13 protein-coding genes are annotated in these 15850 nt (G+C 52.6%); 4 read left to right on the top strand and 9 right to left on the bottom strand.

What is annotated here, in order from left to right:
- The 6 genes from ACK5LI_RS13520 to dgcA all read right to left on the bottom strand — a co-directional run.
- A partial coding sequence (locus tag ACK5LI_RS13520; protein ID WP_416945781.1) for a transposase occupies positions 1–108 on the bottom strand: 108 nt, incomplete at its 3' end.
- Positions 109–323: 215 nt separating this feature from the next.
- Positions 324–2810: a phosphoenolpyruvate--protein phosphotransferase gene (gene ptsP / locus ACK5LI_RS13515; protein WP_416950239.1), complete on the bottom strand. Its 2487-nt coding sequence runs from the start codon at positions 2808–2810 to the stop codon at positions 324–326.
- Positions 2811–2815: 5 nt separating this feature from the next.
- Entirely contained in the window at positions 2816–3448 is a 633-nt protein-coding gene (gene dhaL / locus ACK5LI_RS13510) for a dihydroxyacetone kinase subunit DhaL (RefSeq protein ID WP_416950237.1), read from the bottom strand.
- Between the two features lie 78 nt (positions 3449–3526).
- Positions 3527–4591, bottom strand: coding sequence for a dihydroxyacetone kinase subunit DhaK (gene dhaK, locus ACK5LI_RS13505; RefSeq protein ID WP_416950235.1), 1065 nt, complete (start codon positions 4589–4591; stop codon positions 3527–3529).
- The gene (locus tag ACK5LI_RS13500; protein WP_416950233.1) at positions 4588–4719 is read right to left on the bottom strand and encodes a hypothetical protein; all 132 of its coding nucleotides are present in this window, start codon (positions 4717–4719) and stop codon (positions 4588–4590) included. Before ACK5LI_RS13500 ends, dhaK begins: the two co-directional genes overlap by 4 nt.
- A 182-nt stretch (positions 4720–4901) precedes the next feature.
- Positions 4902–5888 carry an N-acetyl-D-Glu racemase DgcA gene (gene dgcA, locus ACK5LI_RS13495; protein ID WP_416950231.1) on the bottom strand — a complete coding sequence of 329 codons (987 nt, stop codon included), beginning with the start codon at positions 5886–5888 and terminating at the stop codon, positions 4902–4904.
- 744 nt (positions 5889–6632) lie between these two features.
- Here dgcA and ACK5LI_RS13490 point away from each other — a divergent pair.
- Positions 6633–6983 carry an RNA recognition motif domain-containing protein gene (locus tag ACK5LI_RS13490; protein ID WP_416950229.1) on the top strand — a complete coding sequence of 117 codons (351 nt, stop codon included), beginning with the start codon at positions 6633–6635 and terminating at the stop codon, positions 6981–6983.
- 321 nt (positions 6984–7304) lie between these two features.
- On the opposite strand, the gene ACK5LI_RS13485 is transcribed toward ACK5LI_RS13490, so the two are convergent.
- A complete protein-coding gene (locus ACK5LI_RS13485) occupies positions 7305–9506 on the bottom strand; it encodes a malate synthase G (protein WP_416950227.1) in 2202 nt (733 codons plus the stop codon).
- A gap of 107 nt (positions 9507–9613) precedes the next feature.
- Between ACK5LI_RS13485 and ACK5LI_RS13480 the strand changes: the two genes are divergently transcribed.
- Complete coding sequence (locus ACK5LI_RS13480) at positions 9614–9739, top strand: hypothetical protein (protein ID WP_416950225.1); 126 nt, start codon at positions 9614–9616, stop codon at positions 9737–9739.
- Between the two features lie 45 nt (positions 9740–9784).
- Here the strand turns inward: ACK5LI_RS13480 and ACK5LI_RS13475 are convergent, their stop codons facing one another.
- Positions 9785–10258 carry an META domain-containing protein gene (locus ACK5LI_RS13475; protein ID WP_416950223.1) on the bottom strand — a complete coding sequence of 158 codons (474 nt, stop codon included), beginning with the start codon at positions 10256–10258 and terminating at the stop codon, positions 9785–9787.
- A gap of 478 nt (positions 10259–10736) precedes the next feature.
- Here ACK5LI_RS13475 and hrpB point away from each other — a divergent pair, with 478 nt between their 5' ends.
- Both hrpB and ACK5LI_RS13465 read left to right on the top strand, forming a co-directional pair.
- Positions 10737–13361: an ATP-dependent helicase HrpB gene (gene hrpB / locus ACK5LI_RS13470; protein ID WP_416950221.1), complete on the top strand. Its 2625-nt coding sequence runs from the start codon at positions 10737–10739 to the stop codon at positions 13359–13361.
- A gap of 151 nt (positions 13362–13512) precedes the next feature.
- On the top strand, positions 13513–15534 hold the full coding sequence (locus ACK5LI_RS13465; RefSeq protein WP_416950219.1) for an ABC transporter substrate-binding protein: 2022 nt from the start codon (positions 13513–13515) through the stop codon (positions 15532–15534).
- Between the two features lie 120 nt (positions 15535–15654).
- Here the strand turns inward: ACK5LI_RS13465 and ACK5LI_RS13460 are convergent.
- Positions 15655–15850, bottom strand: a 196-nt coding sequence (locus tag ACK5LI_RS13460) for a transposase (protein ID WP_416950217.1), incomplete at its 5' end; no start/stop codon positions are given.

Genomic DNA, 15850 nt, shown 5'->3' with positions numbered 1-15850 from the left:
TGCGCGCTTCTTCTCTCCGTAAAAAACTTGCCGCCGATACTTTGGCGCAAACACTACGTGGTATTTGCAGTTCCATTTTGTGTGGGCTAAACTCTTAGTGTCACCCATTGTGGCCTCCTTTTGATTTGCCACCTGCAGTTGCCAGACCGCAGGGATTAGTTAGCAAATCAAAAGGAGTTTTACTAATATCTCTATAGCTTTAAGCTTTACGGAACCCCCCGCCTAGCGGGGGGTTTTCTGCATACAAAAAGAGCGCGGCTCACCCAAGCCGCGCTTCTTTATAGTTCACCCCCGCTGTCGCGGGTAGATAAGCAATAGGGATATTACGCCTCTGTATGCTGTTCCAGCATTGTACGAACGGCAGCAGCATCTGGCAGTTGTAACACTTTTTCCACCAGAAATTTTTGCCGTTCCACGTTCAGGTTACGTAACACATCTTTGGCCCTTGGAATAGCCGGAGAATTCATACTGAGCGCATCAAGCCCCATCGCAACCAGTAAAGGAATCGCAAGAGGCTTACCGGCAAGCTCTCCGCACATCCCCACAGTGATGCCAGCCGCATGAGCAGCCTGCACCGTCTGCATAATCTGCCGGAGCACAGCGGGATGCAGCGCATCAGATAACGCCGCAACGGCACTGTTACCCCTGTCTGCCGCCATCACATACTGTGCAAGGTCATTGGTGCCGATACTGAAAAAATCAGCCTCTGCAGCCAGCTGATCTGCCAGCGACACCGCAGCGGGAACTTCAATCATTATCCCCACTGAAACGTCTCCGGCGGGCAGACCTTCCTGCTTCAACTCGGCTCGGGCACGTTCCAGCAAGGCTTTTCCCGCGCGCAGCTCCACAGGATGGGCCACCATGGGAAACATGACCTTGATGGTATGTTCCGCCGCGGTACGCAACAACGCACGAAGTTGTGTAATAAAAAGCGCTTCCTGCGCTAGACAAAAACGGATGCCTCGCACCCCGAGAAAAGGATTATCCTCCAGAGGCTGCCCCTGTTGCAGATAGGGGATATGCTTATCCCCGCCCACATCCAACGTACGGATGATGACTGGCTTTCCGCCGAAAGCTGCCGCAGCATCAGAATAGGCAGCTACCTGTTCTTCCTCTGTCGGGGCAGAAGACCTGTCTAAAAACAGGAATTCAGTACGAAACAGTCCCACACCTTCTGCGCCGTTCTGAACAGCCGGAGCGGCATCTGCAGCAGTACCGATATTCGCTTCGACATGAATGCGGATACCATCTTCCGTTACAGCCGGAGCTGCCGCGGCCTCGCGTTCCCGTGCCAATGCGGCAAGCCACTCTGCGCGCAGTGCAGTCAGGCGGGTAACCGTCTCAGCATCGGCAGGAGCCCATACTTCACCGGTATTACCGTCAAGGCCGATCAATGTTCCATCTGTGACGCCTGCAATTACTCCCGCCGCACCTGCAACAGCAGGTATTCCCATGGAACGCGCAAGAATGGCGGCATGCGATGTAGCACCGCCCTGCTCGGTAACAATGCCGAGCACCATAGAAGTATCCAGATGCGCCATGTCCGAAGGACCAAAATCAGCTGCAATAAGAATGGAGGGCTGCTCCAGTTTCGGCCCTTGTGCGGCCTGACGGGTCATTATACGCAACACCCGCGCGCCCACATCCAGCACGTCAGCAGCGCGGGCACGCATAAAATCATCTTCCAGCCCACGGTACTTTTCCGCAGTGGCGAGTATCAAATCCCGCCAGACAGCTTCCGCATTGCATCGACGCTCTTCCAGTTCATGCTGTGTTGCTTCCCGTAGTTCAGGGTCCTGCAGCATCATCCGATGCATGGCAAAAATTTCGCCTTCCGCGGCAGAAGCCACACGGGCAGTCTGCTTTTCCAGCAGTCTGATTTCATCGGCCGCCTGCTCCAGAGCCTGTTTCAGCTTGCGCACTTCAGCGGGCACATCCTCTACTGGTGCTTCTTCTACATCCGGCATGGCAGACCGATAGCGTACCGCAGGTCCGGCGGCATAACCGGCAGAGGCGGCAACCCCGCCCTGTTTTACATCCACACGTTTACTTGTTGCGGCCTGTATGGTGGCAGTGTCATCCACATCGCCAAAGTTTTTTTCACTCAATGCGCGGACGGCTTCCAGCACAGCAGCGGCATCAACGCCGATGGCTTTGAACTCCACAACATCCTGATACCGAACGGCAAGTGTGGCTATCTGGTTTAACGAACGGGCGTTAACCGTTTGTTCACCAAAAATAAGCCGCACCTCTGCATCCAGCCCGCCAATAGCCCCGACAAGCCGTGCTACCGGACGTGCATGCAGCCCGAGCTTGTTCGGTATGGTAAGCGTAAGTGAAGCAGCCTGTTCCCATCGTGAATCTTCCGCGGGTTCGCACACGGTTTCGGCAACTTCAAGCGGAGTACCCAGCTGCGCTGCCTTTGCAACCAAAGCTGCTTCTGCCTCTGCTGCAACAGCATCCAGAGAAGCCCCGATTGAAGCCTGCACCGCAGCAGCCAGCCCCCCTTCAACCAATGGTGCCGCACTCAGGCGAACATTCTCCGTCATTTCCGGCGGCAACAGATCAATGGCAGTCTCCGCACTCACCAGCGCACTGCCCAAGTCCATCAGAACAAGAACGCCATCACCTTGCTGCACCTCTTCGATGGCGGTCATAACGCGCATCGGGTCAGTGCCGATAGGGTGTTCCGCATCATCCAACCCGCCGGCAACGGCAATGCGCACTTTGCCCTGCGTCATCTGATCGGCAAGCTCACGCACACCTTCGGCCAGCACGGCACTATGTGATACGATAACGATACCTACCATAGCAGCTATCCGCCCAGACTCTGACGCAACGCCACAAGCATCATATGCGAAGATGCCGCTCCGGGGTCTTTGTGCCCGATACTGCGTTCACCCAGATAGCTTGCGCGCCCTTTACGAGCCTGCAGAGGGATGGTTGCTTCAACGCCTTTTTCCGCTGCCGCGACAGCAGCATCCAGAGCCGCGTCCAGCTGCGCCCCGCCATCAACGGCAGAGTTATACGCGTCCACCGCAGGCTTCCAGACATCGTACATGGTTTTATCTTCCAGCACAGGTCGACCACGCGAAACAATACCTTCAACACCTGTCTCCAGCAGGGTCTTTACAGCGGCTTCGTCCAGTTCTTCCTTACCAGCTAACGCCATGCCGGCCTTCATGAAAAACGTTCCATACAAAGGGCCGCTGGCACCGCCCACGCTGGAAAGCAACGTCATTCCGGTATCTTTAAGTATCGCACCTACATCTTTGGCTTCCATGGCAGGCAGCTTTTCAAGTACCTTGCCAAAGCCCCTGTCCATATTAATGCCGTGGTCAGCATCCCCGATAGCCGCATCCAGCTCGGTCAGATACTCCTTTCTGGCCTTATATTCAGCTGCAAGAGCCTTAAGCCATGCAAGCACTTGTGCCTTTGTCATCTGCATATATTTTCTCCTGCAGCGCGGCGGCAGAGCCGCCGCGCTGTATCATTCGCGATATCTGTTCTGCTATATAAACAGAAGTCATCTTTTTACAAAGCCGGGTGTTTCAGCTTTTGCATCCCAGAACTTCAGCATCTCGTCATCAACTCTGAGCAGCGTGATGGAAAAGCCCTGCATTTCAAGTGAGGTAATGTAAGGTCCGATAAGGTTGCGCTCAATAACAATGCCCCGCTCTTTGCAGATAGCATCAAGTTTGCGGTAAACAGTATACAACTCGCTTACAGGCGTACCGCCCATGCTGTTTACAAACGCAATCACCCTGTCACCTTTGGCAAAGGGTGCATCGGTAAGCTGCTTGTCTTCCCACTGGCCGGTTTCCTGATTCAACTCGCGCACAATGCGGGTATAGGCGGGGTCATCCAGAATGCCTTCAGCCAGAATGGTTGTCAGTTCATCCACCGGTTTCATTTCACTACGATGCGTACCCGGCTCGCCATGAATGCCGATGCCAATCTCAATTTCATTTTCTGCCAGTTCAAAGGTGGGCTTTCCTGCTGCGGGCACTGTGCATGACGTAAGCGCCATGCCCATTGAGCGGCCATAGCTGTTTACCTTACGGCACAGGTCGGCGCATTGTTCTAGCGAATAACCGGCCTCTGCCGCGGCGCCTACAATCTTTTCCGCCAGCACTGTAGTGCCTACACCACGGCGACCAGCTGTATATAAGCTGTCTTTAACAGCCACATCATCATCTATCAGGATATTCTGAACTTTGATTCCTTCGGCGTGGCAAAGTTCTGCCGCGGTTTCAAAATTCATCACGTCGCCGGTATAATTCTTGACAATAAAGAGCACTCCGGCACCACGGTCTACCGCCTTGGCGCATTCGTACATCTGGTCAGGGGTGGGAGAAGTGAACACCTCGCCGGGGCAGGCGCCGTCCAGCATACCAAAACCTACAAAACCGCCATGCATCGGCTCGTGACCGCTGCCGCCACCGGAAACAATGGCCACCTTGCCCTGCCGGATTTCCTTACGGCAAACATAGTGCGGATCAATATGAACAGACAGTTCGGGATGTGCAGCGGCCATTCCCTGCAGCTGTTCGCGGACAACATCATCAACGGCATTGATCAATTTTTTCATGCGTAGGTCTCCCTGTTGTTACGAGCCACCTGATCCGTCATGTCGAACGTACACCCTTCAGTTTCCGCATTGTCCAGATTCCGGCAGCTCTTATGCAGTCCACCCCCGTACAGGGGATTTGTCGTCATTCTTACGTTATTTCCGTTGCCGTGTGAACAGTTTCTGCCGCAGTGAAGCAACTTTTTGTTCACTGTATGAACATTTGTTTTAAGACGCATATGTTATGTGACTCCGTAAGCACCCACCAGAGTGCAATAAAAAAGCACCGTGCAACTATTGCCGCACGGTGCAGAAAAAACACGATAAAAATTTATCCCCACAATTCTGGTCGTGGCGGGTGCACCAGACTGCCCTCATATTGTAAAGGACAATCCTGATCAGCGGCCAGCAGCAGCGGACCGTCTATGTCGATAAAGCTGGCCTGCTGCGCAACCAGATGAGCAGCAGCCATTGAAAGCGAAGACCCCAGCATACAACCGACCATGATTATAAAGCCCCGCTCTTTTGCCTCAGCGCACAGCGCCAGCGCCTCTGTCACGCCGCCGGTTTTGTCCAGCTTGATATTAATGGCATCGTATCTGCCTGCAAGCTCAGCCAGCGTCGCCCTGTCATGACACGATTCATCAGCGCAAACGGGCACAGGGCGCTCTATGCTTCCAAGCCCCGCGTCATCCGACGCCGGCAAAGGTTGCTCAACCAACGCGACGCCCTGCTCTGCCAGTTGCGGAGCCAGACGTATGTACTGCTCAACCGTCCATGCTTCATTTGCATCAATAATCAATCGGGCAGATGGTGCATTGGCGTGCACGGCGCGGATGCGTTCCATATCCCCCTCACCGCCCAGCTTCACTTTGAGCACAGGCCGGTGAGCATTGGCGCGCGCCTTGTTACCCATGGCTTCTGCGGAATCAAGGCTGAGAGTATAAGCAGTATAAACAGGTTCCGGCACAGGCAGTCCGGCAACATCCCACACTCGTCTGCCGCAGCTTTTAGCTTCGTAGTCCCACAAGGCACAATCAAGCCCGTTCCTTGCAGCCCCCGCGGGCACAAGCTTCTGTAACAGAGATCTGTCCGGCATACCGTTCAGTTCCATGGCAGCCTGCGCAATCTGCAGGCAGACGCCTTCTACACTTTCGCCATAGCGCGGATAGGGCACACACTCCCCTTTTCCGGTAATCCCCCCGCCGCAAACGTGTACTTCAACCACAACAGCCTCTGTCCTGCTGCCTCGGGATATCGTAAAAGCGCCTTCCACAGGCCATGATTTAACGGCTGTTTTTATCGTAACTGCTTTCATAGTTTCTCCACATGAATACAAGCATCACGAAACATCATAAAATTATTAACTATATCATGTAACGTACGTTCTTTTGGCAACCTGCGCAACACTACTGTCGGAGGCATTACCATAATGTCAGCTTTCTTTACAATTATCAGATATACATCATTCATGTTAAGTAAGTGTTACCATTTGAATTGACACAAAATCGTATATTGCGCACAGAACTTGCTCACTTCTTTTGAATTAGATCTGATTATCGTTATGCATCCTCATACGTAATTATGCCTTCCGACCAGCTCCGGGTTTATGCGGTGTCAAAGGTTCCCCCCCCCACCTCTGGCATCGACCACCCGGAGCTTTCTTTTTTGCCTGTTAGATTTATTTTTCTATCTTCACGCAATTGTGTTCAGAAAAAACAAAAAACAAAAAATAGAACAATAAAAACAATATGTTAATAAACATAACGCATATAGGTCGGGTACTGCAAAAACAGTTTTTTTATGAAACGCACAAAAAAAACACTTGCATAATTTTGAACGGCATGGTCTTGCCTTGTTGTCAGTCTCATTTTAGCGGTATTTCGAAAAGCATCCTGACGAGACAGACGGCGTCCACTTTCGGACGCCCCGAACAAGACGAAAACGCGTCGTGCACAGAGTACCGCTAGTGTGCATGAGCACCCCTGGGCTGTCTGGCTTCGCCATGGACTGACTCTGGAATTTTAGATTAACGAATGGCGAAGTGTGAGGATAAACCCTAATGAACATTTATGTTGGCAACCTTTCTTACCAGATGTCCGAAGAAGAACTGCGTTCAGCTTTCGAAGCCCACGGCACCGTAGAAAAAGTACGCATCATCTCCGATCACGACACTGGTCGTTCCAAGGGCTTCGGCTTTGTAGAAATGACCGAAGACTCTGAAGCCAACGCTGCTATCGAAGCTCTGAACGGTCGCGAACTGTCCGGCCGTACTATCACCGTTAACGAAGCACGTCCCCGCCCCGAACGTTCCGGTGGCGCAGGTGGTGGTGGCTTCCGTCGCAGCGGCGGCGGTGGCGGCGGCTTCGGCAACCGTGGTGGTCAGGGTGGCGGCTACGGCCGTCGCTACTAATCCACACCGCCAGAATCTGTAATTAACAGGTTCCGCGCGGCGTAATGCGCACTCACACCCCCTGCACCTTTAAGGCGCAGGGGGCTTTTTAATGCAATTGTCAACAGATAGCGGTTACGCGCCCTTCCACTACAGGCTGACACGCCCTGCTTTTTTAAACTGCCTGCAGTTTCTTCCGGCAATCGGGTATGAAGCGCCCCTTAGCGCACAAACAAAAGCAGCAGCGCCCGTACGAGCACTGCTGCTATATTTCTTATTTCTCCGGATGATGCACAATTATCTCTTGTCATACTACCTGTTACCGAAACCGACCGGTTGTTGCTATACTTGCCCGAAACGTTTTTTAGCCTCGCGCCTGCGGTCATGGAGAACAGGCTCGGTGTACCCGCTGGGCTGTTCCTTTCCTTTAAATACAAGGTCACAGGCAGCCTGAAACGCAACACTGCGGTCAAAGTCCGGAGACATAGGGCTATACGCAGGATGCCCTTCATTCTGAGCATCAACAACGGCAGCCATACGTTTGAATACTTCAAGCACTTCTTCGCGCGTACATATGTCATGGTGAATCCAGTTGGCTATATGCTGACTGGAAATACGCAAAGTTGCACGGTCTTCCATCAGTCCGACGTTATGAATATCCGGCACCTTGGAACAGCCGATGCCTTGCTCAACCCAGCGCACCACATAGCCAAGGATGCTTTGGGCATTATTTTCCAGCTCTTCGCGGATGCTCCGTGCATCGGGCGCAACGTCAAGTAAAGGCAGCTCAAGCATATCTTCCCGCGCCGCTCTGGGCTTGCCCGCCAGTTCATCCTGCACTGCCCGCACATTTACCGCATGGTAATGCATAGCATGCAGCGTTGCCGCAGTAGGAGAAGGAACCCACGCACAATTTGCCCCTGCCAGCGGATGAGCGGATTTTGTCTCAACCATTTCACGCAGTCTATCAGGCTTTGGCCACATGCCTTTACCAATCTGCGCGCGTCCGGAAAAACCGCAGGCAAGTCCGACATCCACATTCCAGTCTTCATAAGCGGCAATCCAGCGCTCGGCTTTCATGTCGTTCTTTCTGACCATAGGACCGGCTTCCATGCTGGTATGAATCTCATCACCTGTTCTGTCCAGAAAACCGGTATTGATGAAAATAACCCGTTCACGGGCAACGCGGATGCACTCTTTCAGGTTAAGAGATGTCCTGCGCTCTTCATCCATAATGCCTATTTTAAGCATATTCCGCGGCAGGCCGAACAGGTCTTCCACTCTGCTGAACAGATCGCACGTAAACTGCACTTCTTCCGGACCGTGCATTTTGGGCTTAACAATATACACGCTTCCGGTGCGACTGTTTTTGTACCGCACGTTGCCGCGCAGCTCATGAAGCGCAATATAGCCGGTCATTAGGGCGTCAAGAATCCCTTCCGGCACAGGAGTTCCTTCCGGCATCAGCACAGCGTCGGTGGTCATCAGGTGTCCGACATTACGGATAAGCATAAGGCTGCGCCCCGGCAAAACAAACTCAGTACCATCAGGCTTCAGGTAGCAGCGATCTGTATTCAGCTTGCGCACCAGCACCTTGTCATTTTTTACAAAGCTGGCTTCAATGTCGCCTTTGATCAGCCCAAACCATGCCTGATACGTTCTTGATTTATCATTTGCATCCACCGCACTTACGGAATCTTCGCAATCCTGAATAGTCGTAACGGCAGCTTCCAGCACGACATCTTTTACACCTGCAGGATGCGCAGAACCAATCAGGTGAGCGCGGTCAATATGCAGTTCTATATGCAGGCCGTTGTTACAAAAAACAATAACACCCGGCTCATCAGCATTTTCTGCTCTACCTTCCATGGAAAAGCCGACAAATTTTTCAGGCTGAGCCAGCTGGATATCGCTGCTCGCGGTACGTGCAATCAACTTTTTGGTGCCGTTTTCATCAACCAGCACATAAGCGGTCACAGCCGCATGCGAACCGCCTGCAAGCGGTACCGCACCATCAAGAAACTGCATTGCCCGAGCCATGACTTCACGCCCCCGTGCGGCATTGTATGCACTGCCTTTGGCCAGTTCACCTTCATCGGGCAACACATCAGAACCATACAACGCATCATATAGACTACCCCAACGGGCGTTGGCGGCATTCACCGCATAGCGGGCGTTGGTAATAGGAACCACAAGCTGCGGTCCGGCAACAGTAGAAATTTCCGGATCAACGCCCTGCGGACAAATGCTGAAGTCATCACCTTCGGGCAGCAGATAGCCTATCTCCTGCAAAAACGCCCTGTAGGCTTGTGCATCATGCGGTTGGCCTTTACGCGCCAGATGCCAGTCATCAATGGCCGTTTGTAAAGTTTCACGTTTTTCGAGCAACGCTCTGTTTCGAGGAATGAATTCACTGAACACATCTTCGGCGGCGGCCCAGAAGTCCACAGGATCAATGCCGGTATCAGGAGCGATTTCATTAGCGACAACGCACGATAGACAAGAGGCAACCTGCAGGCCACCCGACTGAATTCTATTAATCATACAATCACCCCGTGAGATTATATTCCCGGTTAACGCCAGAAAACGGCTTCGTATATAAAGCTGCGACATTCAGGCTATGCAAAACTGCGCGGAGCAGACAATCCAAAATGGATAACAAACTGCAGAAATTGAACAGAAAGAAGGCAAAAGGTACCGACATCGGGCGCGGACGGATTGAAAAAACGCACGGTCTCCGCAATGATGCTGTTACCGGCTGTCGCGTACCCGAATAAAAAAACGGTGCTGGCAGCCCAAAACTGCCAACACCGTATATCTATTTATTTCGCTACGAAAACCAGAGCAGTATCGGCTTTCGCTTCAGAGGTGGGAGAAAGCAGCAAACGTCCCTCATTTCCCTTAAGGGCATACTTTACCGTGCCAAGGCTTTTGAAGAAGTCATCTTCAAGCTGCATGGCTTCATTCATACACGCACGCTTGGTGCTGCCCATGGGGCCGAACACAAGCATATCGTCCTGCAGTTTCCACGAACCAAAGTAGTTATTGCAGCCACCATAGCCGTACACTTTGCCTTCTGCGTCAAAGGTCATTGTCACTCCGGCATCAGCAGACACAGAGACCCCTTCAAGCGACTCCAATAGCCACTGACCAGATGTCAACGTGGCGGAGTCTGCAATAGCAGGGGCAGCAGAATCAACACCCGAACGGGGCGAGCAGGCACCCAGCATCATCACCGCACCTGCGGCAAGCAGCAACAAGACATACACAACATTGCGATTTTTCCTTATCATCATAATTCGCTCCTGAACAAAAATGTGTACGCCGGCCGGACAACCACCTGCAGCAACCACCTGCAGCAAAAGCTGTACATCCACATCCCCCTATCATGTGCAAAAAGGGCCGGACGAAACAATACTCCTGTTTTTCTGCCGCATGATTAAAGTAAAGGCAAGTAGCCAACTAAAATCCACAGGCCATCAACAGCGCAGAAAAGCAGCCGTACGCCCCATGCAAGGCAGGCCGGTCAGACATATCAGTGCCTGCCACGGTGCCTGCTGTGGTGCTGACCTGGCCTGTGTTTTTATTGTCACAGCTCCTTGCCGCTTGCAGCTGCCAGCCTGTTTTACACTTTTTTCTGTACGCTCTTCTTTGACATGAAAAGCACATTGAGCCAAACATCTGGTCACTACAGCAGCCGCAGGACCGTGTTTCGTATATTCTCTCCTGCCTGTACGGCTCAATGAATTAACAACCAACCTTATTTACAACGCAATGTCCACGCACACTCCTTCTGCCGTCTGCAACCTGCCGATAGCTACCATTCTCGATGATCTGGTGCACACTATGGAAAGCTGCACAAACTGCGTACTGCAGGCTCCGGCAGGGGCAGGCAAAACAACCGCGGTACCACTCGCCCTTTTACACCTGCCCAACCTGCGGGGACGCATTCTGATGCTTGAACCCAGACGACTTGCTGCACGGACCGCGGCACGTCGTATGGCGCAGTTAGTAAATGAGCAGGTTGGCCGGACAATCGGCTATAGAGTCCGCCACGAAAATGCCGTCAGCAGCCGGACACGCATTGAGGTGATCACTGAAGGCATTCTGACCCGCATGATTCAGAACGATCCGGAGTTGTCAGGCGTTGACTGTGTTATTTTTGATGAATTTCACGAGCGCAGCCTTCACTCAGACCTGGGGCTTGCACTGTGTCTGGAGGCTCAGTCCGCATTGCGCCCTGATCTGCGCATTCTTGTGATGTCCGCCACGCTGGACGGTCAGGCTGTTTCCGCCTTGATGGGCAATTGTCCGGTGCTGACCGCAGAGGGCCGGATGCATCCGGTAGAAACCCGCTACCTTTCTCCGCCTGCGGGCATGTCTCTGCTGCACCGGAACCATGCGGTGCAGCTTATGGCTTCGGCCATCCGGCAGGCTCTGAACGATGAGCAAGGAAGCATTCTGGCCTTTTTACCGGGAATGCGTGAAATCTCCATGGTGGCAGAAGCTCTGGAAAGGGTCACTTTGCCAGACGGAAGCCCTGTGATGATTGCCCCTCTGCACGGTTCTTTACCCCCAAAACAACAGGATGTTGCCATTGCCCCTGCTCCCGCAGGCACGCGTAAGGTTGTGCTGGCTACCTCTATTGCAGAAACAAGCCTGACAATCGAAGGTATCAGGATTGTAGTGGATTGCGGGCTTTCCAGAACAGCGCAGTTCAACCCGAGCAGCGGCATGAGCGGACTTGTGACACGCCGTGCATCCATCGCGGAAGCAGAGCAGCGCAAGGGTCGTGCAGGGCGTCTTGAGTCCGGCGTGTGTTACCGTTTGTGGAACGTAACGGGCACTGCTTCCATGCCTGCCTTTGCCAAGCCGGAAATACTGGAATCCGACCTCGCACCGCTGGCGTTGGAACTCGCCCGCTGGGGAACTTCTGATTACATGGAGCTAGCATGGCTAACACCGCCGCCTCCTTCAGGCATGCGTCAGGCCCGCGAACTGCTGTTACAGCTCGGAGCGCTTTCCGCTTCTGAAAAAGATTCCCTCTGGCGCATCACTCCGCATGGCGAAAACATGGCCCGCCTGCCGCTTCATCCCAGACTGGCACATATGCTTATAACTGCCGCAGCCAGCAGCAACGACGCAGTTACGGACGCGGCATGCCTTCTGGCTGCACTGCTTACCGAGCGTCCCGACCAGCTGCGAAAACATATAAACATCACCCACGCGCTGGATTCCCTGACATCTTCAGCGGGAAAATACGGTAACCGCGCAGGGCAAACACCTACAGCGCGATTCGACAACACAGTAAGCCAGCTGCAAGCAATGCTCGCCCCGATTATTGATGATATCCCCTCTTCCGAGGTTGCAACACAGCTCTGCAGCTTGTCGCATTCTGAATTACCGGCTGCTCTTTGTGCACTTGCCTATCCTGATCGTATCGGAAAAGCGACGGAACGCGGTCGTTTTGTCCTTACATGCGGAAAAGCCGCAACAGTACCTGCCGACAATCCGCTTGCTACCGCCTCTTATATTGTAGTTCCCGAGCTGGACGGACAAAATGCCTCTGCACGTATTCAGCTTGCTATACCTATTGGTCAGAACACCATTGAATCACTCTTTGTCCGGGACATTAAACAGACTGCTTCAGTTAGCTGGAATGAACAGACATACTCCGTCGAAGCCAAAAACAGGCGCACATTGCGGGAGCTTGTTCTGGCAGAAAAGCCTGCTCCGGAACAGCTGACAGAAGAAGCTGCCGTGGCCGCCATGTGCCTTGGAATACGTAAAATGGGTATCGGATGCCTGCCGTGGGATGCCGAGCTTGAGTCAATACGAAAACGTATCATCATGCTGCGTAGTACAGACTTATCAGCTGATGCCCCAACACCCTGCCAAACGCCATGGCCGGATGTGTCTGATACCGCACTGCTGGAAACACTTGAAGACTGGCTCGGGCCATTTTTAGGCGGCATCAGGCGTCGTGCCCAGTTAAAGCAGGTCGACCTTCAAGCGGCATTCCGCGCATTGCTGCCTTGGCCTTTGTCCAAACGTCTGGATGAAGAGGCCCCTGAAAAGCTTATTGTTCCTTCAGGTTCGGCTATCAGGCTGGACTACTCCGGCCCTATACCCGTTCTGGCGGTAAAGTTGCAGGAAATGTTCGGAGCAACTGAAACGCCCACCATAGCAGAAGGAAAAATCGCAGTTCTGCTGCATCTGCTTTCACCTGCAGGCAGGCCCCTGCAAATAACTCAGGATTTAAAAAACTTCTGGAGCTCGGGCTACCATGCAGTCAAAGCGGAAATGAAAGGCCGTTATCCAAAGCACCCGTGGCCTGACGACCCGGCAAATGCAACCCCGACACGCAAAACCCGTAACGCGATGGGCCGGTTATCATAGACATCTGTTTGACAATACGATTACATAGAGGCATTGATATTACTTATACGACAGGCGTACACCCGAAAATAAGGGTGCCGCTTTCTCACATTCACAAATACGTATCGCACGCAGCTACTGTTCGTTCGACCGGGGGGAGGAAGGTCAGGTCATGCCTGCATCGTTTAAACAACACTTGCAACATCAGTTGCTTTACTTGCTGCTGGGCGCAATTCTGTGTCCGGCTCTTTTGCTCATGCCTGCGGGACCTGCTGCGGCAGAACAGCAGAAAATCACTCTACAATTACACTGGACACATGAATTTGAGTTTGCCGGCTTTTACATTGCCAAAGAAAAAGGCTTCTACGCAGAAAAAGGGCTTGATGTAACGATCAAATCCGGTGGCCCGGGAATCATTCCCGTACAGGAAGTGATGCAAGGCGATGCACACTATGGCATCGGCGCGGCAGAGGTTTTGCTGGCAAGGCTGCGCGGAGCGCCGCTGGTCATGCTTGCCTCCATTTTCCAGCATTCTGCAAGCTCTATCCTCACACGGGCAGATTCCGGTATATATACGCCGCAAGATCTTGTCGGCAGAGTGTTTGAAATGGGCAGGCTGGAAAGCGATGCCGAAACCTATGCCATGCTTAACAACGAAGGTATCGATGTAACCCAGCTGACCCATGTGGACTCCACATTCAACCCGCAGCTGCTGCTGGACGGCAAAGTAGATGCCATTTCAGCATATTCCACCAGCCAGCCGTTTTTTCTGAAAGAACGTGGCATCCCTTATCGCCTCATCCGCCCTATCCAATACGGCATCGACTTTTACGGCAACTCGATATTTACCTCTGAAAATGAAATAGCCGAGCAGCCGGAAAGAGTTAAAGCATTTCTTGAGGCCAGCCTGAAAGGATGGCAATACGCTTTTGACAATGAAGAAGAAGCGGTAGAGTTGATTTTAGCAAAATACAGCGATCATCCCTTTGCTCATTCCCGCGAGCATCTGTTCTTTGAAGCAGAGGAAACCCGCAACCTTGTCATGCCGCACCTTGTTGATCTGGGCCACATGAACCCCGGACGCTGGAAACATATGGCTGACACGCTGGTACAACTGGGGCTGACAGAGCCCGGATATTCGCTCGAAGGTTTTTTATATGATCCGGACAAAACATTTAATTTACTCTCACACTGGGGAGTCCGCTTCGGCTTAGTTTCCTTGCTGGGTACGATAACATTATGTCTGGCCCTTTGGTTCTTCAACCGCAAGCTTTCGACAGAAATCACCTCTCGCCGCGAAGCAGAAGAAAGGACCCACCGCAGCGAACAACGCCTTTCGCTGGCATTATGGGCGGCAGACCTTGGCTGGTGGGACTGGAACCTTGATACAGACCAGATAGCACTGGACGGCAAAGCCCACGGCATGCTTGGCGGCAGCGACAAGCCCATAAAGACAACACTGAGCAGTCTTGCAAAAAATCGCAGTATTCCCGGATCGGCGGCGTTCGCCCACCTGCTGCACACAATGCAGAAAAGTGAAGCCCGTACCTGTGACAGTGAGCTGGAAGTAGCGGAACAAGACAGCCGAAAGTGGTTACTGTGCAGAGGGCAGATGATCAATAGCTCTCCCCGCGCAGCCGGTGTCATTATGGATGTAAGTAAGCTGAAATCCTACCAGATGGAGTTGGAACACCTGACTGAGACTGACACCCTCACAGGACTTTATAACCGGCGCTACTTCTTCCGCCAGCTGGAACTGCACCTTGAGCAATACAAACGCAAAAAAAGCAATCTTTCTGTGGCGCTGCTGGACCTTGACCACTTCAAGCAGATTAATGACACGTACGACCACCTTGCAGGAGACACTGTCATCCGCGAATTTGCGACAATACTCTCTCAGTCGCTGCGTCCATATGATGTTGTAGCCAGATTTGGCGGAGAAGAGTTTGTCATCCTGCTGCTTGATACCGGACGCGAAGAGTCTCTGAAAATTCTAAGCAGACTGCGCGAACGCCTTGCACAAAAAGTATTTGATGCTGAGGGGTATTCCATGCGGGTGACTTTCAGCGGCGGCATAGCCGAGGCTGATGAACTGACCCCTGTAGAGCTTACTCCCAAGCGAATTATCGCCATCGCCGACCAACGGCTGTATCTGGCAAAGACTTCAGGCCGCAACATGGTCCGGATTCGTTAATCTGGCAGGAATAAAAAAGGTACCCCCCAGCATAGCTGGGGGTTCTTCATATGCGCCTATAAGGCTTTCTTACTAGCAGCGCCCTAGCAGGCGCACGTTCGTCTGGCATCTGCATCTCTGTTACTTGCGACCCGTAAACGGGTTTCCAGAATATGGAAGAGATAATTGATCACCAAGCTTATCATGCTCAAGTTGGTGCCTAATGTAATCTTGTATCTTAGCCTTATTTTTTCCAACTGTATCTACGTAATATCCACGGCACCAAAACTCGCGATTCCGGTATTTAAACTTAAGATCGCCAAATTGGTCGTACAAC

This window comes from Oleidesulfovibrio sp. (assembly GCF_047973035.1).
In the GTDB taxonomy this organism is placed as follows: domain Bacteria; phylum Desulfobacterota; class Desulfovibrionia; order Desulfovibrionales; family Desulfovibrionaceae; genus Oleidesulfovibrio.
This window is presented reverse-complemented; position numbering and strand designations above follow the sequence as displayed.